This window comes from Nocardia acididurans (assembly GCF_016741815.1).
GTDB classification, from domain to species: Bacteria; Actinomycetota; Actinomycetes; order Mycobacteriales; family Mycobacteriaceae; genus Nocardia; species Nocardia acididurans.
Map to the genome: position 1 here is coordinate 533888 of NZ_JAERRJ010000004.1, position 20732 is coordinate 554619.

The 20732-nt window shown below is 70.3% G+C and carries 17 protein-coding genes; 9 read left to right on the forward strand and 8 right to left on the reverse strand.

Annotation, left to right across the window (positions count from 1 at the left end; genetic code table 11):
* Positions 1 to 241 precede the first annotated feature (241 nt).
* Both JK358_RS13135 and JK358_RS13140 read left to right on the forward strand, forming a co-directional pair.
* Positions 242 to 2446 carry an acyl-CoA dehydrogenase family protein gene (locus tag JK358_RS13135; RefSeq protein ID WP_232851177.1) on the forward strand — a complete coding sequence of 735 codons (2205 nt, stop codon included), beginning with the start codon at positions 242 to 244 and terminating at the stop codon, positions 2444 to 2446.
* A gap of 75 nt (positions 2447 to 2521) precedes the next feature.
* The gene (locus JK358_RS13140) at positions 2522 to 3880 is read left to right on the forward strand and encodes an MFS transporter (RefSeq protein ID WP_201947334.1); all 1359 of its coding nucleotides are present in this window, start codon (positions 2522 to 2524) and stop codon (positions 3878 to 3880) included.
* Positions 3881 to 3936: 56 nt separating this feature from the next.
* Here the strand turns inward: JK358_RS13140 and JK358_RS13145 are convergent, their stop codons facing one another.
* Positions 3937 to 4386 carry an iron chaperone gene (locus JK358_RS13145; RefSeq protein ID WP_201947205.1) on the reverse strand — a complete coding sequence of 150 codons (450 nt, stop codon included), beginning with the start codon at positions 4384 to 4386 and terminating at the stop codon, positions 3937 to 3939.
* A gap of 44 nt (positions 4387 to 4430) precedes the next feature.
* Positions 4431 to 4787, reverse strand: a complete 357-nt coding sequence (locus JK358_RS13150; protein WP_201947208.1) for a VOC family protein — start codon at positions 4785 to 4787, stop codon at positions 4431 to 4433.
* 184 nt (positions 4788 to 4971) lie between these two features.
* On the opposite strand from JK358_RS13150, the gene JK358_RS39985 reads away from it, so the two are divergent.
* On the forward strand, positions 4972 to 7860 hold the full coding sequence (locus JK358_RS39985; RefSeq protein WP_201947209.1) for an ATP-binding protein: 2889 nt from the start codon (positions 4972 to 4974) through the stop codon (positions 7858 to 7860).
* 50 nt (positions 7861 to 7910) lie between these two features.
* Here the strand turns inward: JK358_RS39985 and JK358_RS13160 are convergent, their stop codons facing one another.
* Complete coding sequence (locus JK358_RS13160; protein WP_201947211.1) at positions 7911 to 8963, reverse strand: ATP-grasp domain-containing protein; 1053 nt, start codon at positions 8961 to 8963, stop codon at positions 7911 to 7913.
* A gap of 281 nt (positions 8964 to 9244) precedes the next feature.
* Between JK358_RS13160 and JK358_RS13165 the strand changes: the two genes are divergently transcribed.
* The 3 genes from JK358_RS13165 (at position 9245) to JK358_RS13175 (ending at position 10748) form a co-directional block, all read left to right on the forward strand.
* Positions 9245 to 9388, forward strand: a complete 144-nt coding sequence (locus JK358_RS13165) for a hypothetical protein (RefSeq protein WP_201947214.1) — start codon at positions 9245 to 9247, stop codon at positions 9386 to 9388.
* Positions 9385 to 10293, forward strand: coding sequence for a LysR family transcriptional regulator (locus tag JK358_RS13170; RefSeq protein ID WP_201947216.1), 909 nt, complete (start codon positions 9385 to 9387; stop codon positions 10291 to 10293). Before JK358_RS13165 ends, JK358_RS13170 begins: the two co-directional genes overlap by 4 nt.
* 71 nt (positions 10294 to 10364) lie before the next feature.
* The gene (locus JK358_RS13175; protein ID WP_232851178.1) at positions 10365 to 10748 is read left to right on the forward strand and encodes a nuclear transport factor 2 family protein; all 384 of its coding nucleotides are present in this window, start codon (positions 10365 to 10367) and stop codon (positions 10746 to 10748) included.
* 13 nt (positions 10749 to 10761) lie between these two features.
* Here the strand turns inward: JK358_RS13175 and JK358_RS13180 are convergent, their stop codons facing one another.
* A complete protein-coding gene (locus JK358_RS13180; RefSeq protein ID WP_201947219.1) occupies positions 10762 to 11319 on the reverse strand; it encodes a TetR/AcrR family transcriptional regulator in 558 nt (185 codons plus the stop codon).
* Positions 11320 to 11568: 249 nt separating this feature from the next.
* Between JK358_RS13180 and JK358_RS13185 the strand changes: the two genes are divergently transcribed.
* On the forward strand, positions 11569 to 12810 hold the full coding sequence (locus tag JK358_RS13185; protein WP_201947221.1) for a cytochrome P450: 1242 nt from the start codon (positions 11569 to 11571) through the stop codon (positions 12808 to 12810).
* Here the strand turns inward: JK358_RS13185 and JK358_RS13190 are convergent.
* Positions 12798 to 13370 carry a TetR/AcrR family transcriptional regulator gene (locus tag JK358_RS13190; RefSeq protein ID WP_232851179.1) on the reverse strand — a complete coding sequence of 191 codons (573 nt, stop codon included), beginning with the start codon at positions 13368 to 13370 and terminating at the stop codon, positions 12798 to 12800. The two genes, JK358_RS13185 and JK358_RS13190, sit on opposite strands and share 13 nt — an antisense overlap.
* A complete protein-coding gene (locus tag JK358_RS13195; RefSeq protein WP_201947223.1) occupies positions 13370 to 13867 on the reverse strand; it encodes an SRPBCC family protein in 498 nt (165 codons plus the stop codon). The genes JK358_RS13190 and JK358_RS13195 overlap by 1 nt, the downstream gene beginning before the upstream one ends.
* A gap of 69 nt (positions 13868 to 13936) precedes the next feature.
* Between JK358_RS13195 and JK358_RS13200 the strand changes: the two genes are divergently transcribed.
* Positions 13937 to 14959: an LLM class flavin-dependent oxidoreductase gene (locus tag JK358_RS13200; RefSeq protein WP_201947337.1), complete on the forward strand. Its 1023-nt coding sequence runs from the start codon at positions 13937 to 13939 to the stop codon at positions 14957 to 14959.
* A gap of 4 nt (positions 14960 to 14963) precedes the next feature.
* Here the strand turns inward: JK358_RS13200 and JK358_RS13205 are convergent, their stop codons facing one another.
* Positions 14964 to 15791, reverse strand: a complete 828-nt coding sequence (locus JK358_RS13205) for an SAM-dependent methyltransferase (protein ID WP_201947225.1) — start codon at positions 15789 to 15791, stop codon at positions 14964 to 14966.
* A 171-nt stretch (positions 15792 to 15962) separates the two neighbouring features.
* Here JK358_RS13205 and JK358_RS13210 point away from each other — a divergent pair, with 171 nt between their 5' ends.
* A complete protein-coding gene (locus tag JK358_RS13210) occupies positions 15963 to 18230 on the forward strand; it encodes a M20/M25/M40 family metallo-hydrolase (protein ID WP_201947227.1) in 2268 nt (755 codons plus the stop codon).
* Positions 18231 to 18243: 13 nt separating this feature from the next.
* Here JK358_RS13210 and JK358_RS13215 read toward each other — a convergent pair whose 3' ends face one another.
* Positions 18244 to 20712, reverse strand: a complete 2469-nt coding sequence (locus JK358_RS13215; protein WP_201947229.1) for an excinuclease ABC subunit UvrA — start codon at positions 20710 to 20712, stop codon at positions 18244 to 18246.
* Between the last annotated feature and the right edge of the window lie 20 nt (positions 20713 to 20732).

Here is a 20732-nt window from a genome sequence, read left to right on the forward strand (position 1 = left end):
CATTCACCGCGCTGAATCCGGACAGCAAAAGCGCACTCGAGAGAGCGAGCGCGACGCGGTACCGAAATATCTTCATGGATCTCAACTGCTTTCGCGAACTCGAGGTGAATGGCATCCGCACACTCTCCGATCCCCCGAGACGAGTATCCCTACCGGCAAGTAACCGGACTTGCTGTCGTACGACAGACTTTTGCCGTCCGGACCCTCGACTCCGTCCAGCGGCCGGAGGAGCATCGGATTGATGGAAGACCAAGCAGCACAGCCGGACCGGATGCGAGATCGGGCGCAGATGGTCGGCGGTATCGCGATCGGCGCGGAACATCGGGCACTGGCGGACACCGTCGCCGGATTCCTGGACCGGAAGGGCGCGCGGGCCACCGCCCGAGCCCTGCTGGAGACGGACGAGGAGACGCTGCCGCCGTGGTGGCCGGAATTGCGAGCGCTGGGCTGGCCCGGTGTGCATGTGCCCGAGGAGTACGGCGGGGCGGGATACGGGCTGGAAGAGCTGGCGGTGATCGTGGAGGGCCTCGGGCGGGCGGTCGCTCCGGGACCGTTCGTGCCGACCGTGCTCGCGAGTGCGTTCCTGGTGGCGGCGGGCGATGAGGTCGTGCGGGCGAAGCTGCTACCCGGATTGGCCGACGGGTCGGTGACGGCGGCGGTGTGCACCCGGCAGGGGCTGACCCGTGCGGGGGCGGCGGTGTCGGGGCAGGTGGCGGTGCTCGGCGGCGGTACCGCGCAGACGCTGGTGCTGGCCGTCGGGAACGATGTCGCGATACTCGAAGTGGGACCGGGTGTTTCGGTGCGGACGCCGCCGAATCTGGATCCCACCCGGCGCACCGCCCGGGTCACGCTGGACGCGGTCGCGGCGACGATCGTCCCGGAATCGGCGGGCATGCTGCGCGATCTGGAGCGGGTGATCCTGTCCGCCGAGGCGGTGGGGGTGGCCGCCGAGGCCACCCGCATGGCCGCCGAATACGCCGGTGTGCGAAGGCAATTCGGGCGTCTCATCGGCACTTATCAAGCGGTCAAACATCATTGCGCGAATATGGCGGTGGCAACCGAGCTGGCCACCTCCGCGGTGTGGGACGCGGCGCGGGCGGCGCGCACCGGCGGCACGCAATTGGCGTGCGCCGCAGCATGTGCGGCCGTCGAAGCGGCGTACGCGGTCGACTTCTGCGCCAATCACATGACCCAGGTGCACGGCGGGATCGCCATGACATGGGAACACGACGCGCATCTGTTCGTGCGCCGCGCGGCCGTGCTGTCGGCGCTGCTGGAGCCCGGCCGGGCGGCGGTCGACCTGGTCGGGCACACCCGGGCCGGGGTCACCCGGGAGCGGGCGATCGAACTGCCGCCGGAGGCGGAAACCGTCCGCGCCGCCGTGCGCGCCGAGGCCGCGCAGCTGGCCGCGCTGCCCGCCGCCGAACGCCGCGCCCGGTTGATCGCCACCGGCTACGGAATGCCGCACTGGCCGCAACCCTACGGCCGCAATGCCGATGCGCTCGAGCAGATCATCATCGAGCAGGAGTTCGCCGCCGCCGGAATCGAGAAGCTCGACCTCGGCATCACCGCCTGGAACATTCTGACCATCATCCAGCACGGCGATCAGGATCAGCGCGACCGCTGGGTCGGGCCCGCGCTCGCCGGAGAGGTGGTGTGGTGCCAGCTGTTCAGTGAACCCGGCGCGGGTTCGGATGCCGCGGGCATCACGACCAGGGGCGTGCGGGTCGACGGCGGCTGGCGGGTCACCGGGCAGAAGGTGTGGACCTCCGGCGCGCATCTCGCGGGCCGCGGATTCGCCACCGTGCGAACCGATCCCGAGGTGCCCAAGCATCAGGGCATCACCATGATGGCCATCGATATGCACGCGCCGGGTGTGCGGGTGCGGCCGTTGCGGATGCCGTCGGGGCAGTCGGAGTTCAACGAGGTCTTCCTCGATGAGGTGTTCGTACCCGACGCCGATGTGGTCGGGCCGGTCGACGGCGGGTGGACGGTCGCCCGCGCCACCCTCGGCAATGAGAGCGTCAGTATCGGCAATACCGGCTCCCGGTTCTCGATCCCCGGCCCGGCCCTGGTCGCGCTCTACGACACGCATTCCGAACGGCTCACCGGCGGCGCGGCGCGGGTCGGCCGGTATCTGGCCGAGCAGCAGGCCATGGCCCTGCTGAATCTGCGGTCGGCCAGTCGCGCGGTCTCCGGCGGCGGGCCCGGCCCCGAGGGCGCGATCACCAAATTGGTGGCCTCCGAGCTCGGCCACGAATCCGCCGCGCAGCTCGCCGAATTGATGGGCGACGACACCTTCTTCGTGGATGGCGCCGCGGCCCTGAGCAATACGCTCGTGCTCATGCATCGCGGCATGTCCATCGCGGGCGGCACCTCCGAGATCAAACGCAATCAGATCGGCGAGCGCATACTCGGGCTCCCCCGCGACCCGCTCATCGGCTAGCGGGGCGCGTCGACCTCATCCGCGACGGATGACGTGCCCGGCGCGGGCGGCGCGTTTACTCGCCCGGTGCGAAAGATGCTGATACCGCTCGCGCTGGCACAGTTCATCTGCAGTTTCGCCGGCACGAGCATGAATGTGATGATCACCGATATCGGCGCGGACCTGGACACCAGCGTGCAGGGCGTGCAGGTCGCGATCGCCGTGTTCCTGCTGGTGATGGCCGCGCTCATGATCCCCGGCGGCGTGCTGACCGAACGGTGGGGACGCAAGCGGTGCTTCCAGCTGGGGCTGCTCGTCTACGCGGCGGGCGCGCTGGTGAGCGCCGCCGCGCCGGGGCTGGGTGTGCTGATCATCGGGAACTCGATCCTGGAGGGCGTGGGGACGGCACTGCTGATTCCACCCGTATACGTGCTGGCCACACTGCTGTTCACCGATACCGCGGCGCGGGCGGGAGCCTTCGGGATCATCACCGGGATGGGCGGGGTCGGCGCGGCGACCGGGCCGCTGATCGGCGGCGCGATCTCGACGGCCCTCTCGTGGCGAGCCGTCTTCCTCTTCCAGGCACTGGTGATCGTGTTCATCGTGGCGACCGGCCGCAGGCTCGCTGACCCACTCCCCGCCGACCCTGACCGGCCACTGGATCTGGTGGGCACGGTCCTGTCGGCGAGCGGCCTGGCCTGCGTGGTGCTGGGAATCATGCAGGCGGACAGCGGTTTCGCCGTCATGCTGATCCAGGTGGGGATCGGTGTCGCCCTGCTCGCGGCCTGCGCCCTGCACCTGCGCGCCCGCGAACGCCTCGGCAAACCGGTCCTGTTGTCGCTCAGCCTGTTCGGCAACCGCACGTCGAATCTGGCATTGGTCACCCAGGCCATCCAATGGATGCTGCTCCTGGGCGTCTCCTTCGTCGTCGCCACCTACCTCCAGGTCGTACGCGGCTACAACGCCGTCGAAACCGGCGTGATCTCGACGGCCGCGACAGCCGGAATCCTGTGCAGCTCTTTGTTCGCCTCCCGCGCCGCCCGCAACCACCCCCAGCGCACCTTGATCATCTCCGGCTTCGCCGTAGCCGTGACAGGCATCGCCGTCCTGCTCGCCCTGGTCCGAATCTGGCCGTCCCCCTGGGCTTTCACCCCCGGCCTGCTCCTCATCGGCCTCGGTTCGGGAGCCATGCTCACCCCCTCGGTGAACGTCGTCCAGTCCGCCTTCCCCGAAACCGAACAGGGCGAGATCTCCGGCCTGTCCCGCTGCATCTCCAATCTCGGCTCCGCCCTGGGCACCAGCATCGCCGGCACCATCCTCGTCACCGCCCTCGCCACCCCCACCCGCGCCTACCTCCTCGCCCTGCTCGTCCTCGCCGCAGCCGGAATCGCGGGCCTGCTCACCGCCGTCCTCCTGCCCGGGAACCCTGACCCGAAACGCGGCCGGTACGCCTAGAGCCGCCCCGGATCCCCTGTCGTGCGGGGATTCCGGGGCGGCTGCGGGTGGTGGGGTCAGGCGGCGGCGCGGCGGATGAGGTCGCCGAGGTGGGATTCGGCGGCGGGGGTGAGGGTGGTGAGAGCGAAGGCGGTGGGCCAGATGGGGCCGTCGTCGAGGGTGGCGGAGTCGTTGAAGCCGAGGGTGGCGTAGCGGGCCTTGAACTTTTCGGCGGACTGGAAGAAGCAGACGACCTTGCCGTTCTTGGCGTAGGAGGGCATGCCGTACCAGAGCTTGGGGGTGAGTTCGGGGGCGTTGGCTTTGACGATGGCGTGGATGCGTTCGGCCATGGCCGCGTCGGAGGGGGACATTTCGGCGATTTTCGCGAGGATGTCGGCTTCGCCGTCGGCTTTGGTGGCCTTGCCGCGGCGGGCGGCGACCTTCAGTTCCTGGGCGTGGGCCTTCATGGCGGCGCGCTCCTCGGCGGAGAAGCCGACGGTGGTCTTGGTGGTTGCGGTGGTGGTCATTTCGGGTTCCTCCAATGGGTGAAAAGGGTGAAAGGGTTTGGGGGCTAGCGGTCCTGGAGCAGGCCGAGGACGTTGCCGTCGGGGTCGGTGATGGTGGCGACCAGGCGGCCTTCGCCGACATTGCGGACCGGCTCGGAGATGACGGCGCCGGCGGCGGTGACCTCGGCGAGCTTGGCCTCGATATCGTCGACGTGCCAGTAGACGACGGGGGCGGTCATGCCCTGGGGGCCGCCGCCGGGGACGAGGCCGATGTGCTGGCCCTCGACGTCGAAGCCGATGTAGTAGGTGCCCTCGATCTGCGGCTCGGTTCCGAGCAGTGCCGCGTAGACCTGCCGGGCCTGCGCGAGATCGGAGACGGGGTGCAGGACGGTCTTGATTCCCTTGGTCGAAGACGCGGTCATGAAGGGCTCCCGGGGTGCTGGATGATCGGTGTTTCTGCTGGTGGAGCGGGTTTCCGCTGCCGTGATACCAACAGTAGGGTCGGCGCGCGGCCGCGCCATCCGTGCTCACCACGGAACGGTCCACGGAAAAACCACGGAGCCGTCCGGGTGCGGGAGCACCGTTCGGTACGCGAAGATGTGAAATGTGTCGAAGCAAAAGGTCTCCGCCGGAATCTCGGACCGGGAGGCCGAGGTGCTGGCCCTGGTCGGGCAACATCGCAGCAATGCCGAAATCGCGGCGCAGCTCTACATTTCCGTGCGCACCGTGGAAACCCATGTGTCCTCACTGCTGCGGAAGGTGGGCGTACCGGATCGGCGGGGGCTGGCCGATCGCGCGGCCGAACTGACCCGGACCGAGGAACCGAACGAGCCGGTCACCGAACTGCCGTCGCCACTGACCTCCTTCATCGGCCGGGAGCGGGAGCGCGAGGCGCTGCGCACGGCGGTCGCGGAACAGCGGCAGGTGACCGCGCTCGGACCGGGCGGCGTGGGCAAGACCCGGCTGGCGCTGGCCGTCGCGGCGGATCTCGCGAGCGAATTCGCCGATGGCGCATGGTTCGTGGATCTGGTGCCGGTCACCGATCCGGCCATGATCGGTTCGGCGGTGGCGCGGTCGCTCGGGCTCGGCGAGCAACCCGGCCGCAGCCTCGACGACTCGGTGCTGACCGCCCTGGCCGACCGGCACACGCTGCTCGTGCTCGACAACTGCGAGCATCTGCGCGACGGCGTGGCGCCGTTCCTGGAACGGCTGCTCGCGCACTGCCGGCGGGTGACCGTGCTGGCCACCAGCCGGGCGCGGCTCATGGTGCCGTTCGAGCAGGTGTACACGGTGCCGCCGCTGTCGCTGCGCGACGACGACGCGGAGGCGGCCGATGCCATCACGCTGTTCCTGGATCGGGCCGGCGCGCTCGGGTGGCCGGTGGATCCGGGACAGCTGGACCAGGTCGCCGAAATCTGTGTGCGGCTGGACGGTTTGGCGCTGGCCATCGAATTGGCCGCGGCCCGGCTGCCCACCCTCGGGCTGGACGGGCTCACCGCGAGCCTGGCCGATCCGCTGCGACTGCTGGTGGGCGGGCGGCGCGCCGATGAGCGGCACCAGTCGGTGCGCGCCATGCTCGACTGGAGTCAGGCGCTGCTGACCAGCGAGGATCAGCTACTGCTGCAACGTATTTCGACCTTCGTCGCGCCGTTCACCTTCGCCGAAGCCGTGGCCGTCGCGGGGTATCCGCCTCTGGAGCCGATGGCGGTGGCGGACGGACTCTCCCGGCTCGCCGAGCAGAGCCTGCTGACCACGGTCCCCGCCGCAGGCGGCCTGCGCTATCGGGCGCTGCAGGCGATCCGCCAGTATCAGACCGAACAGCTGACCGAGTCCGGCGATCTCACCGAAGTCTGTGCGCGCCACCTGGATTGGTGCGCGACCACCGCCGCCGCACTGGTCCGCCGGTCATCCGCCACACCGTCGGCCGCCGCCCGCTCCGCGGCGGCCGCCTGGCGATCCGAGTTCGACGCCGCGGTCGACGATATGCGCGCCGCGCTGGCCTGGGCCGGAGATCAATCCGACCACCGGTCCGCCGCCCACCACCTGGCTCTCGCCCTGGCGCAGCTCAGCTTCACCCGCAATCTGATCGGTGAATCCCAGCGCCGCTACGAGCAGGCCGCAGCGCTGGCCGACGACCCGGCCGCAGCGGCCACCGCCCTGCGCCGCGCCGCCGAGGCGGCGGGCTGCCGCATGCGCGGTGAAGACATGTACCGCCTGTACCGCGCCGCCGCCGACACCGCCCGCACCGCGGGCGACGACACCGCCGCGGCCCGCGACCTGGCCACGGCCGCCATCACCGTCTACCGCATGTCCGACGCCTTCGCCGAACCCCCCGCCCCGGGCACGGGTGCGGAACTGCTCGCCGAAGCCCGCACGCTGGCCGGAGAGGATCTCGCCGCCCAGGCCGCGATCGCCCTGGCGGAGTGCGGCGTGCTCTCCGACACCACCGCCCCGGACCCTGGCGAAACCTCCGGCGACACAGCAGCGTCCGGCTCGAGCGCAGCGAATTCCGCAGCCTCCCGGGCGATCTCGCTGGCCGAGCGGGCGGTGGAGCTGGCCCGCAAAACCGGGGAACCGCTTGCGGAGAGCGCCGCCCTGGATGCGCTGGCCGCGGCGCAGTGGTGGGGCGGCGACGCTTTCGCCACCGCGCAGACCACCCGGCGACGAGTGGAACTGCTTGCGGCGGTGCCGGTTACGCCCGGCAGCGCACTCGAGCTGGTCAGCGCGCTCGCCGAGGCGGCGGACACCTCCATCGGCGTCGGGGATCTGACCGGCGCGCGCCGCTGGGGTGAGCAGCTGCGCGACCTGCCCCTGCTGGCCGAACGCGGCGACTTCGCCACCTCCCGCCTGCTGGTCGCGGATGCGTTGGCGGGCAACGCCACCGACGTGCTGACCGCGAGCAGGCGCTTCCTCGACGCCTGGGAGATATCCGGTCGGCAGCACGCGCCGGCCCTCGGCGCGGCCGCCGCCGCGGTGGCCCTGGTGCACGGGTTGCGCGGAAACCCCTCGGCCCGTGCCGAATGGCTGAGCATCGTGGACGAACTCGGCGCCGCCGAACAACGCCCCGCCTACAACGCCGTCTTCGACGCCGTCGTGCTGCTGCACCAGGGTGAACCGCAACGAGCGCTGGCCGCGCTGGCCACCGACCCGGACCGGCTGGACGACCGGGTCATCTGGATCTGGCGGCACTGGTATGTGGCGCTGCGCGCCGAAGCGGCGGCGCTCGCCGCGCATCCCGAAGCCCGCGACTACCTCGCCGCGGCCCGAATCACGGTGGCGGGCAATCCGATCGCCTCCGCGATCGTCGACCGCGCGCAGGCCCTCCTGGATAACGACCCCGCCCGGCTGCCCACGATCGCCGCCGCCTTCGAATCGGCCCGATCCCCCTACCAGCAGGCGCGAACCCTGAGCCTGGGCAGCGACAGCACGGCCACCGCGGGCCGGGCTGCTCTCACCGGCCTGGGCCTCACCGCCGGGGCCGCCGACCCGAAGTAGTTCCCCGGCCACCCGGAACCCTGTGATACCCGCGCATCGGCCCTCGTCCGTTACAGGGCCGGACCCGAAACCAGTTCCGGCCCAGCGGAAACCGAGGCGGCCGGGAGGAGGCTGGGGATGGTGGGACGCGGGGCCACCTCCATCACGGCTTCGGCCACGGCGAGGCGGACGTTGAGTCGGGGCGGGTGGTCGAGGCCCGAATCTCCCTGCAGGAGGAGGCGAACGGCTGCCCAGGGGAGATTGACTCCGGCGAAGGCGGTTTGGAAGAGACCGGCGGCGGGGCGGGGGTTGGCCTCCAGCAGGACGGGATGGCCCTTGCGATGGCGGAGTTGGACATTGGTGAGGTAGGCGAGGCCGAAGCGGCCGACCACCTGCCGGGCGATGGCGACGGCGACGGGGTCGTCGAGGAGGTTGCGGAAGCGGCCGCTCTTGGAACGCGGAATGCCCACCAGCAGTTCGCCTCCGGGGGCGGACAGGCAGTCGACGCTGATCTCGGGCGCCTCGAGATAGGGCATGACGAGCAGTTCGGGAATGCGGTCGCCCTGGTCGGCGGCGCGCTCCAGCGCCCCGGCCACCGCCTCGACCGACGCCACCGGCCGGGGTGGCCCGAGCAGGCTGGCCAGGCTGAGCGGGCGGTCGTCGAGGACGCGGAATCCGAAGGCGGAGAACTCGCCACAGGGTTTGACGCACAGGCTGTCGTCGGTGCGCGAGAGCTCGGCGACGGCGCTGCGGAAGCTCGCCGCGTCGGTGGCCACCCGCCAGGGCGGCACCGGAATGCCTGCGGCGGAAGCGGCTTCGTAGGTGCGGGCCTTGCTGGTCAGGGTTTGCACGGCGGACAGCGGCGAGCACATGAGGCTGGTGCCGACGGCCGCGAACTCCGCCGCCCGCCCGGCGAGCGCTTCGAGCCGGCGGGGCGGAATCAGGACGTCGATGTGGTGGGTACGGCAGAAGTCGAGCGCGAAGCGGGCGTACTCCTCGTTGCCGACGTGGCGCGGTTCCACGGCCGCCACGTCACACACCGACAGCGCGGTCGCGCCCGGATCCACATTGCTCGCGTAGATCGTGACGTCGATGCCGTCCGGATTCTCCCGGAGCAACCGCATGACCTGCGCGGTTGCCGCTCCTGCGCTGCTCAGCCAAATTCGAAGCGCGATGGCGACGCTCCTCTCGTATTCCCTGCGGCCGAGCGGTGAAAACCTGGGCGCGATCTGGTGGTGCGCGGATATCAGCCCGATTCGGTGACGGGCACATTTCGGCGAGAAGGACCCCCGGTTTCCCTCTGGCCCACCGCTATTCACCCTGCGTAATGGCGCGGAACTCCCGCCGGTAGGCGCCGCGGCGGAATCTACGGCGCGCGACGGCGTTGCACCCGTCCGTGTTCACTGTGGCAATCGTTCCGGGGGCGCTGTTCGGCAGCGCCCTCTCCGGCAATCCGGCCGTGCGGGCTGTGCTGTGGCCCGGCGCGGCGCTCGGCACCCTGGGCGGCGTGCCGGTGTGGGGCACCCGGAATCCGCAGGGCGCGTCGTGAATACGCGGCTGCTGGAGTCGTTCCTGGTGGTGGCCTCGGAGCTGAACATCACGCGGGCGGCGGCGCAGCTGCATCTCACCCAGCAGACCCTGTCGGCTCAGGTCCGGCATCTGGAGCGGGAGCTGGGCGCCGAACTGCTGGTGCGGGATTCGCGCGGGGTGCGGCTCACGCCCGCCGGGCAGGCCTTCGCGGCGGGCGCGGAACGGGTGGTGAACGAGCTGAACGTGCTGGTGGGGCAGGTGCGCGCGGTCGACGCCGCGGCGGTCCACACACTGCGGGTGGTGTGCTGCCCGCGCGCGACGGCGCCGTTCATGATCCGGGTGGCCGATGCGGTGGAGGCGGCGAATCCGGACGTGCGGATCGAGCTGACCAGTGTGCGCACGATTCCGGAGGGCCTGCGAATTCTGGATTCGGGCCGCGCCGATGCCGGCCTGCTGTGGGCTCCGGTGATCGATATCGGCCTGCACCACAGCGTCATCGGATCCGAGCCGTGGGTGGCGGCACTGGACCCGGGGCATCGGCTCGCCGCGCGGACCTCGGTGACGCTGGCGGAACTGGGGGCCGAACCCGTCGCCCTGCCCGCGATCTTCGTTTCCGAAGCGGCGGAACAGCATTGGCTGGCCGCGCTCCGAGCCGACGGCGCCGCATTCGATCCGGCCGTCCGCGATACCGAGGACGGCCCGATACTCGCGGCCCGCCGGCAGGGCGTGTGGCTGGCGCCCCGGTCGCTGGCCCGCCGGTACACCATCGACGGCCTGGTCCTGATCCCGGTGTCGGACGCGCCGTCGATCGACGCCGCCGTGGTCTGGACCACCCGGGCTCCGGGCGCGCCGATCCGCACACTGATCGACGCCGTGCGCGCGGCCGTCGAGCGGCCACAAAATCTGTTTGTACCGCCACCGTAAACGCTTGTTTCCCAGAGCTTTCCAGCCCCCGCAGAATCTCAGGGCACCTGTCGTTCACTTTGGAGGAAGTCTTGCCGATCCGCAGCACCACCGAGGTCATGGACCTGTTCAACCGCGCCTTCACCGAGCGCGCCCCCGAACTGCTCGCCGATCTCGTCGACGAGGGGTGCGTCATGGAGTCGGTGCAGCCCGCGCCGACAGGTGAGCGCGTCACCGGCCGCGCGGCCTGCCTGGCCTTCTGGCGGACCCTGGTCGAGGACCGCGGCACCCAGTTCATGCCGCAGGAGGTGATCGTGGCGGGTGACCGGGCGACCATCCGCTGGCACTACCGCTACGGCACCGGCGCCGCCGACTGGGTGGAGGGCGTGAACCTCATGCGCGTGCGTGCGGGCCTGATCGTGGAGGCTCTCGGCTACAGCAAGACTGCGGGCGAAGTGCCGCTGGCCACCGGATAGCCGCGAAAACGGTTCAGCCCCTGACGAAGACGGACGCGGTGAAGCGCTCCACCAGATGACGTTCGGCGGCGGCGTCCGGGAGCGGCCAGATGAGCAGGGACAGCACCGTGCGCATGATCCATTGCGCGGCTTCGTCATCAGGGGCGATTCCGGTGAGAGTGGTTGCGATCCCCCGCAATTCGGGGGCGGTGGCGAGGTATTCGCCGGTGGTGCGGGCGCGGGCGCTGCCGAGCCACTGGGACAGCGTGGGGTCGGAGCGGATGGCGGTGAGGGTGGCGAGGATGGCCTCGACGCCGCGGCGGGAGCCTTCGAGCGGGGCGACGGTGGCGGCCACCCGGTCGGCGACGGTGGCGGCGGCGCGGGTCATGACCAGGCGGATCAGCTCGGGTTTGCCGCCCACGTGCCGATAGAGGGTGGCGCGGGAGCAGCCGGCGCGGGCGGCGACATCGTCGACGCTGACGCGGTCGATGCCGTGTTCGAGGAACAGTGCGGTGGCGGCGGATTCGATGCGGGTGACGGCCAGGGCACGACGGTCACCGCCTGCCAGCCAATCGACGCGCTGGTCGGGCATGTGCGCACACTCCTCGGAGGTCGAGCATCGGATCCGTCTCAGGATGAGACAAAGAAGCCGATTCGTCCACCCTCGGATATCGTTCGAATCACCCTCTACCTGGTGTTTCGAGCCTCAGCCGCAGAAGATCCCACTGCTCGGCGGCGATCCGGCCGCCTCCGCCGTCTCACCCCGAGACAGTGCTTGACTCCGCTGTCACCGCCGAGAACCGTGGGCGCTCCCGAGACCTGTTCTAGAAATGGAGCTTTCATGGCAGCGCCGCCGCTGGACGCGATCGACATCTTCGATCCGGTCCATCTCGACGACCCGTACCCGCTCTACCGCACGCTGCGCGAGCAGGCACCGGTGTACCGGGTGCCGGGGACGAACTTCCACCTGGTCACCTCGTGGGAGCTGGTGGCCGAGGCGGCGGGCCGGACCACCGACTTCTCCTCCAACCTGACCGCGGTGCTGATCCAGCAGCCCGAGGGTCCGCCCGCGATCTTCGACATGGACGGCGGCGGTCAGGCACTGCACGTGCTGGCCACCGCCGACGCGCCCGGCCATTCCGCGCAGCGCAAACTCGTGTCGACGGTGCTGGCCAAGCGAATTCGGGAGCTGGGGCCGACCGTGTCCGCCCTGGTCGACCAGCTGTGGGCCGAGCAGCTGCGCGACGGCCGGATGGACTGGGCGACCGGCATGGCCGACCGGCTGCCGCTGGCGCTGGTCGCCGAGGTCATCGGCCTGCCCGCGGCCGATGTGCCGCGTCTGCTGCGCTGGGCCTATGACAGCACCGAGATGCTGGGCGGCGTCATGACGCCCGATCGGCTGCCGGTCCTGGTGACGGCTGCCGCCGAACTGACCGCCTATCTGGCCGAGCGCTTCGCGGCGGACGAAACCGGTTCCACAGCAGCGGATCTCAGTGATGCGGGCACCCCCGATCTGCTTCGGGTGCTGGCACGCGCCCGGGACGCCGGGGTGATCAGCGATGCGGTCGCCGTCCTCGTGCTGGTCCAATTGGTCGGCGCCGGAGGCGAATCCACGGCGGGGCTGATCGCGAATGCCGCCCGGATCCTGGCCACCCGCCCCGATCTGCAGACCCTGCTGCGCGAGCAACCGCATCTCGTCCCCGCCTTCCTGGAGGAGACGCTGCGGTTCGAATCCCCGTTTCGCGGCCATCATCGGCATGTCACCGCCGACACCACGCTGGGCGGGGTGGACCTCCCGGCGGGCAGTCACCTGCTACTGATGTGGGGGGCCGCCAACCGGGATCCGGCGGTCTTCGCCGATCCCGACGTCTTCGATCCGCATCGCCCGAATGCCCGCTCGCACAGCGCGTTCGGCAGGGGCCTGCACTTCTGCGTGGGTTCGGCACTGGCGAAAATGGAGGCGGTCGCGGCCGTCACCGCGCTCCTGGATCGCAGTACCGAGTTCACGCTCGCGGGGTCACCGCGCTGGGTGCCCAGCATCATGGTGCGGCGGCAGCTGTCGCTGCCGCTTCAGATCCGCTGAACCGTCCGGAAGAAGTCGGCGAGCTCGGCGATGACCTCGTCGAGTGGGACGGTGGAGCGGCGCACCCGGCACAGGATGACCGCGCCCTCGACGGCGGCGACGGCGGTGGTCGCGAGTCGTTGCGCGCGTTCGGGTTCCACGCCGTCGGAGCGGAAGGATTCCACCAGGGCATCGTGCCAGCGCTGGAAGATCTCGGCGACGGCGGGCTGCAGATGGCCGTCGTCGGGTGATCCGCCGACCGCCACCGAGACCACGGGACAGCCTGCGGCATAGTCGGATTCGAGCAGGATGGTGGTCCAGAACGCGCCGAAGCGGTCCAGGGCGGCCAGCGAGCCCGCCGCGCTGCCGTGTTCGATGATGGCCCCGATGGCTTCGCCCGCGAGGGTGAGGGATTCGCTCATGAGCTGGGCGCGCCCGCCCGGAAAGTGGTGGTAGACAGAGCCGCGCGGGGACTTGCTGCGGGCCAGGACGGCGTCGACGGTCACGCCCGCCGCGCCGCGTTCGCGCAGCAGTTCCACCGCGCTGTAGAGCATCTTGTCGCGGGTTCCGGTGCGCGCCATCAGCTCTGCGCCTCCAGCAGTTGCCGGATGCCGTCGAGATTGGCGGCCATGGCGGCCTCGAACTCCGCCAGGCGACGCGCGACGATGCGGCCTTCCTTGTCGGGCATGGCGGCGATGGCCAGGGACAGGCCGGACGGGCCGGGGCCCATCCGCGCCCACTGGCGCACGAGCACCCCGTCACTCGCGGGTTCCACCTCGAAACCCCAGGTGGAGCTGACCTCCGCGCCATTGACCACATTCCAGGTCCAGCGCCGGCCGTCTTCGACTTCGGCTACGACACAGTCGGTTTCCCATTCACCGAGGTGCTGATTGCGGTTTACTCCACGAAACCGGCTGCCCACGGCCACCTTTCGCGCGTCGCCCACCCATTCGACGCGCTGTAGCTCCGGAGAGAACCGGGCCGGGAGTTCGATATCGGTGAGCAGCGCCCAGGCGGCCTCGGCGTCGGCGTGGATCTTCACGGCGGCTTCGACGGTCGGACAGTCTCGATAACGCATGCCGGGAGACTAACACTAAGTTCTATGGCAGAGTGCATAATCACTGTCACCGCGGAATTGAGGATGCGTATGAAGATCGGTGTGGTGATCGAGCCCCGGCTGCCCGGAGCCGTGGAATTCGTCCAGGAGCTGGAGCGACTCGGCGTCGCCTCGGTGTGGGTACCCGAGGTGTGGGGGTACGACGCGCTCACCGGTCTGGCCTATGTCGCCGCCCGCACGGAACGGATCGGGCTGGGCACCTTCGTGGTGCAGCTGGGTTCCCGCAGCCCCGCCCTGCTGGCCACCTCGGCGCTGAGCCTGCAGGCGCTGTCGGGCAACCGCTTCGCGCTCGGCATCGGCGTCTCCGGGCCGCGGGTGATGGAGGGCTGGCACGGGGTGCGCTTCCACCGTCCGGTGCAGATGACCAGGGAGACCATCGAGATCGTGCGGACGGTGAGCCGCGGCGAACGGCTCGAGCACGACGGCCAGGTCTATCGGCTCCCGTTGCCCGACAGCCGTGGCCGCGCGCTGACGCCGCTGGTCATGCCCGCGCACGTGCCGATCTACGTGGCCGCCATGGGCCCGGCCAACCTGCGGCTCACCGGTGCGCAGGCGGACGGCTGGCTGGCCAACGCCTTCGTTCCGGAGAGCGCGGAGGTGTTCCTCGGGCCGCTGCGCGAGGGCGCGGAATCCGCCGGGCGCAGCCTGTCCGATCTCGATCTGGTGGCCCCGGTCGCGGTCGAGATCACCGCCGATGCCGCGCAGACCGCCGCGGCTCAGCGCCGCCACGCCGACGGCTACGCCTTCACCATCGGCGCGATGGGCGCGGCGGCCGACGACAACTTCTACAACCAGGCTTTCGGCCGGCTCGGCTTCGCGGCGGAGATCGCCCGGGTGGCGCAGCTGTGGCAGGCCGGTCGCCGCGACGAGGCCCGCGCCGCCGTCCCGATCGAGCTCGGTTCGCTCACCAATCTGCTCGGCACGCCGGACGACATCGCGGCCCGCCTGGACAGCTACCGCAAGGTGGGCATCTCGACCATGCTGGCCAAACTCGACGGCGATTTCACCACCCAGCTCGCCACCGTGTCGGCCCTGCTGGCGGCCGCGCGCTGAGCGATCAGGGTTTGCGCCCGACGCCGCCGACCACGCAGTGCCGGACAGCCGAGCGGTGGGCCAGCCGGGGGCCGTCGGGCCACCAGTCGTCGCACAGCACCAGGCCGGGATCGATCATGGTGAGGCTGTCGAACATGGCCTCGATCTCGGCGCGGGTGCGGAATCGGCCGCTGCCCAGGGAGCCGCACAGCTTCTCCTCCAGATTGCGGGCCAGTTCACCGTGTTCCGGGGTTTCCGGGTTGTACAGGTGGGCGATGGAGACGTAGGACCCCGAGGGCAGCGCGTCGATGTAGGTGCGCATGATCAGGGCGGCGTCGTCACCTAGATAGTGGTGCAGGGTGCCGTTCTGCAGGAGGGCGATGGGACGGGTGAAGTCCAATCTGGCCCGGATGTCCGGATGTCGGAGCACCTCGAACGGCCGGAAGATGTCGGCGTCGACGATGGCGGTGCGGTCGCGATCGGCGAGCAGGGCGCGGGCGTGCGCCAGCACCATCGGATCGTTGTCGACGTAGACGACGCGGGCCTCGGGGGCGATGCGCTGCACCACCTGGTGGGTGTTCTCGGCGGTCGGCAGTCCGGATCCCAGGTCCAGATACTGGTCGATACCCGCCTCGCGTGCCAGGAAGCGGCAGGTGCGGATGAGGTAATCCCGGTTGGCCCAGGCGATTTCGGCCACGCCGGGGGCCACCGTGCGCATCTGCGCCAGCACCTCGCGGTCGATCTCGAAATTGTCCTTGCCGTTGAGCGCGGCATCGTAGACACGCGCGATGCTCGGGCGCGTGCTGTCCACTCCGACCGGCGCCGCACTCGGGTAGGCGGAGGATTTGGACATCGTGACTCCCCTGCGTCGGTCCGACATCGTCGGAGACGAGTCTCCTCCTGTTTGCTGTCCGCGTTGGGCGATTCGCGGATCAGGGTGCTGAACGCGGCCAGCTAACCTCCAGAATCGGGCCACCGCGACATCCCCGAGCGGGCCGCGCGCCTGTTTGCCTAGTATCGGAGTATGCGGGTGGGACGAGGGCTTTCGGGTTTGCTGGCGTTCGCTGTACTGCTCGCCGTGGTGGTGGCCACGGCATGGGAGCAACAACCACACGGATTCCGGCCGGCCGACGCGCCGGGTGAGGTGTTCAGTGCCGCACGGGCATTCCGCACCATCGACGAGATCGCACAGCGGCCGCATCCGGTGGGCACGCCCGAACACGACCGGGTGCGTGACCATTTGGTGAGCGAGTTGCGAAAAATCGGTCTGGAGACCGAGATTCGCAGCGGAATCGGCCGCTGGCCCGGGAGCTTCCGGCCCGACGAGATCGGCATCGGCCGGGCGGACAATATCATCGGCCGGATTCCCGGCAGCGCTCCCACGGGCACGGTTTACCTTGTCGCCCACTACGATTCGGTGGCCTCCGCGCCCGGCGCGAACGACGACGGCGCCGGGGTGGCGACCGTGGTGGAAGCGGCCCGCGCGCTGCGGGCGAGCGAGACCGGGCTGCGCAACAACCTGGTCGTCCTGATCACCGATGCCGAGGAACAGGGCCTGATCGGCGCGGAAGCCTTTGTGGCGGCGGGAGATTACGACAAGCAGGGTGTGGTCGTGAATCTCGAAGCCCGCGGCGCGGGCGGCCCGGTGCTGCTGTGGCGGCTCACCCGGCCCGACGGCGACCTGGTCCGCGCTGTCGCACAGGCGATTCCGCACCCGAACACCGATTCCTTCACCACCGCGCTGGCCGAGGGCCAGACCTCGAGCAATACCGACTTCGCCGCCTTCGAAACCGCCGGATTGCGGGTACTGGACTGGGCTTTCGCCGGCAAGAGCGCCTACTACCACAATCGGCTGGATGATCCGGCGCACGTGAGTCTGCCGACCCTGCAGCAGATGGGCGACAATGCGCTGGCGCAGGCCCGGGAATTCGGGCAACAGGATCTGGGCGCGCTGGACGATCCGGCCGACCGAGCGTATTTCGGCCTGCCGTTCGGGACACTGGTGGTGCTGCCGGTGTGGGTGATGATCGCCCTCGCCGTGCTGGCGCTGGCCCTGGTGGCGTGGGTGATATGGCAGGTCCGCCGCAATGGCGAGACCAGCATTCGCCGCGTACTGCTCGCGGCGGCAACGGCATTGGCGGCGGTGCCGCTGGCGATGGCGGCGGTCTACGGCTGGTGGTGGCTGCTGCAGGCCGTCCGACCCGACTACCGGGCGACGACGGCCGGCGGGATCGACCCGTATCGCCCGGAGCTCTACCAGGTCGCGGTCATCGTGCTGGCGGTCGCCGTGCTCGGCTTCTGGTGGGCGTTCGCGCGCCGCGTCTTCGGTCCGACCGCGGCCGGGGTCGGGCTGCTGACCTGTGTGACCGTGGTGGGAGCCCTGGCCGCCGCCCTGCTGCCCGCCGCCGCGGTGCTGGTGGTGATACCGGCGTTCGCGGCCGCCGCGGGCGTGGCGGCCACCTTCCTGGTGCCCGAGTCGTTCCGGCTCCCGGTCCTGACCGTCTTCCTGCTGCCCGCGGCCTTGCTGCTGGGCGGCATCGTGTGGTCCGGCGTACAGGCCGGGCTGCTCGGCGCACCGTTCCTGACGGCTCCGCTGCTGATGCTGCTGGGCGGGCTGCTCACGCTCACCCTGGTGCACTCCTGGCCGCAGCGGCGCGGCTGGGTGATTCCGGCGCTCGGGCTCCTGCTCACCGTCGCGCTCACGGCGGCCGGGCTGGCGGTCGACCGGATCGACGACACGCATCCGCGGCTGTCCCAGCTGATGTACGCGCTCGACGCGGATCGGCGGGAAGCCCAGTGGATTTCGACCCTGGAACCGGACGAGTGGACCCGGAACTTCGTGAGCCCGGAGGACCCGGCCGGGGCGTTCGCCGCGCTGTGGCCGAAGGCGGTGTCCAGTGAAGCCGCACCGGTGCAGGCGATCTCACCGCCCGTCGCGGAGATCTTCGCCGATACGACCGACGGCGGGCAGCGCACGGTGAAACTACGGATCCGGTCGCAGCGCGGCGCGACCAGGATCGACCTCCGCTGGGGGGACGCCCCGATCTCGTCGCTGCGAGTGGCCGGGCGCGAGATAACCCTCGACGAGACCCGGGGGTTCCGCTTCTTCGCGCCTCCCGCCGAGGGCGTGGATGTGGAACTCGTGGCGGCGGCGGGACCGCTGCCGCTGCAACTGGTCGACTACACCTGGCTGCCCGATTCGGGTGTCGAGGCGTATCCGTCCACCCCCGAGGACACCTACCTGCGGCAGGACAGCGCGTGCGTGGTCTTCGCCGCCGTGCCGGGGCTGTGATCGCGAACCGGGCTCAGCGCAGGTAGCGGCCGGTGAGGCTGTCCGGTGACCCCGCGATCTCACCGGGCGTGCCGGTGGCGACGACGCGCCCGCCCTCCGGGCCGCCGCCGGGTCCCATATCGATGACGTGGTCGGCATTGGCGATCATGTCGAGGTCGTGGTCGATGGCGATGATGGTCGCGCCCGCACGCAGCAGGCGGTCGAAGACGCCGAGCAGGGTGGCCACATCGCGGGGGTGCAGCCCGGTGGTGGGTTCGTCGAAGACGTAGAGCATGTGCTGCTGGCTCGACCGCAGGCCACTCGCCAGCCGCATGCGCTGCGCTTCCCCGCCGGACAGGTAGGGGGTGGGTTCGCCGAGGCCGAGGTAGCCGAGGCCGACCTCGCGCAGGGCCTGGAGCGGCTGGCCGATACGCGGTGTCGCGGCGTAGCGGTCGGCGGCGTCGGCCACGGTGAGGGCCAGGACATCGGCGATGGTGAGCCCGTCCACCGTCACCTCGAGGGTTTCCGGGTTGTAGCGCGCGCCGTGACAGGCCGGGCAGGTCAGCGTCATATCCGGCAGGTACTGCACATCCAGGGAGACTTCGCCGAGGCCCGCGCAGGTCGGGCACTGCCCGCCCTTCACGTTGTAGGAGAAACGTCCTGCGCCCCAACGGCGTTCGCGGGCGAGCGGAGTGGCGGCGAACAGGGCGCGCAGACCGTCGAAAGCGCCGGAGTAGGTGGCCGGGGTGGAGCGGCTGTTGTTGCCGATCGGGGTGGAATCGACCGACACCACGCGCCGGATGCCGCCCGTCACCACCTGCGTGACATGTCCGGGCAACCGCTGTCCGGCGAGTTGCCGGGTGAGCGCGGGCACCAGGCTGTCGAGCACGAGACTCGTTTTCCCGGAACCGGATACGCCGGTAACGAGGGTCAGGCGCTCCACCGGGATCCGGGCCGTCACCCCGTGCAGGGTGTAGAAGTCGCCGACGGTGATCTCGAGGTGTGGATCGTCCGCGCGCACCGGGCGCTGCTCGCGCACCCGGGGATCGGCCCGGCCGGACAGGTACGGCGCGGTGATCGAATTGTGGTCGGCGGCAACGGCTTCCACAGTGCCCTGGGCGACGATGGTGCCGCCCGCGCGGCCCGCGCCCGGCCCCATCTCGATGAGCTGGTCGGCGCAGCGCAGCAGTTCCACGTCGTGATCGACCATGACCACCGAATTCCCGTTGTCGACGAGAGCGCGGATGACCTCGCGCAGGCCCTCGACATTGGCGGGATGCAGGCCGATGGACGGCTCGTCCAGCACGTACAGCATGCCGGTGGAACGGGCCTGCAGGGTCGCGGTGAGCTGGATGCGCTGCCGCTCCCCCGTGGACAGCGACTCCCCGGCGCGATCCAGGGTGAGATAGCCGAGGCCGAGGGTGAGCAGCGGTTCCACGGCCCGGACGAATTCACCGGTGAGCCGGTCCGCCAGCGCGAACATCTCCGGCGGAAGGGAGCCCGGCAATCCCGGTGCCCACGAACGCAATTCGGTCAGGGTGAGCGCGCTGACGGCGGCGATGTCGCGGCCGTCGAGCAGTGTGCCCAAAGCCTCGGGCCGTAACCGGGTGCCGTGGCAGACCGGGCAGGTGTGCAGGGTGAAGAACTTGCTCAGCCGCTCCCTGGTCGTCTCACTGGAGGCGTTCTCGAGGGAATGCCGCACCGCCGCACGGGCATTCTCGTAGGTGCCGTTGAGTTCGGCGGCGCGACCGGACTTGGTGGTCACGACCACGTGCCGCTTCACCGCCGGCCCGTCCAGCACGATATCGCGCTCCTGGCTGGTCAATTCGCGATACGGCACGTCGATGCGCACGCCGAGCTGGGCGGCGATCTGCGGTTGGAAGTCCCGCAGCGGCAGCTTCCACGGGGCCACCGCGCCCTCGGCGATGCTGAGCTGCGGGTTGGGGATCAGGGCGTCGTCGTCGATCTCCTCGATCGTGCCGAGACCGCCGCAGCGCGGGCACGCGCCGAAGCTGTCGAAGGCGAAGGATTCCGCGCCAGGCAGTTCGAACCGGCCGCCGCATTCGGGCGTCTCGGTGTAGCCGCGCATGGCGGCATCCAGGGCCGGTGGCAGCCGGAAACCGTTGGGGCACAGATGTGAACCGAGGCGGGAGTACATGAGCCGCAGCACGTTGTACACCTCGGTCATGGTGCCGACCGTGCTGCGACGGCCCGGAATCGGCGGACGCTGCCGCAACGCCAGGGTGGCGGGCAGGTAGTCGACGCGGTCCACATCCGGCCGCTCGGCCTGGCTGATGCGGCGGCGCGTGTAGGTGGACAGGCCGTCCAGGAAACGCTGATAGCCCTCCGCGTACAGCACGTTCATGGCCAGTGAGGACTTCCCGGAACCGGACAGGCCGGTAATGGCTACCCAGGACCACAGCGGGACGTCGACATCGATATCCCGCAGATTGTGGACCCGCGCGCCGACCACCCGGATGGCCTCCGGGAGGTGGGCGGTCACGCCGGATTCCCTTGCGCCGG

Coding starts and splice junctions, on each gene's coding strand:
- JK358_RS13135 (WP_232851177.1), top strand. CDS start 242: ATGGAAGACCAAGCAGCACAGCCGGACCGGATGCGAGATCGGGCGCAG.
- JK358_RS13140 (WP_201947334.1), top strand. CDS start 2,522: ATGCTGATACCGCTCGCGCTGGCACAGTTCATCTGCAGTTTCGCCGGC.
- JK358_RS13145 (WP_201947205.1), bottom strand. CDS start 4,386: ATGACCACCACCGCAACCACCAAGACCACCGTCGGCTTCTCCGCCGAG.
- JK358_RS13150 (WP_201947208.1), bottom strand. CDS start 4,787: ATGACCGCGTCTTCGACCAAGGGAATCAAGACCGTCCTGCACCCCGTC.
- JK358_RS13160 (WP_201947211.1), bottom strand. CDS start 8,963: ATGCGGTTGCTCCGGGAGAATCCGGACGGCATCGACGTCACGATCTAC.
- JK358_RS13180 (WP_201947219.1), bottom strand. CDS start 11,319: ATGCCCGACCAGCGCGTCGATTGGCTGGCAGGCGGTGACCGTCGTGCC.
- JK358_RS13185 (WP_201947221.1), top strand. CDS start 11,569: ATGGCAGCGCCGCCGCTGGACGCGATCGACATCTTCGATCCGGTCCAT.
- JK358_RS13190 (WP_232851179.1), bottom strand. CDS start 13,370: ATGGCGCGCACCGGAACCCGCGACAAGATGCTCTACAGCGCGGTGGAA.
- JK358_RS13195 (WP_201947223.1), bottom strand. CDS start 13,867: ATGCGTTATCGAGACTGTCCGACCGTCGAAGCCGCCGTGAAGATCCAC.
- JK358_RS13200 (WP_201947337.1), top strand. CDS start 13,937: ATGAAGATCGGTGTGGTGATCGAGCCCCGGCTGCCCGGAGCCGTGGAA.
- JK358_RS13205 (WP_201947225.1), bottom strand. CDS start 15,791: ATGTCCAAATCCTCCGCCTACCCGAGTGCGGCGCCGGTCGGAGTGGAC.
- JK358_RS13210 (WP_201947227.1), top strand. CDS start 15,963: ATGCGGGTGGGACGAGGGCTTTCGGGTTTGCTGGCGTTCGCTGTACTG.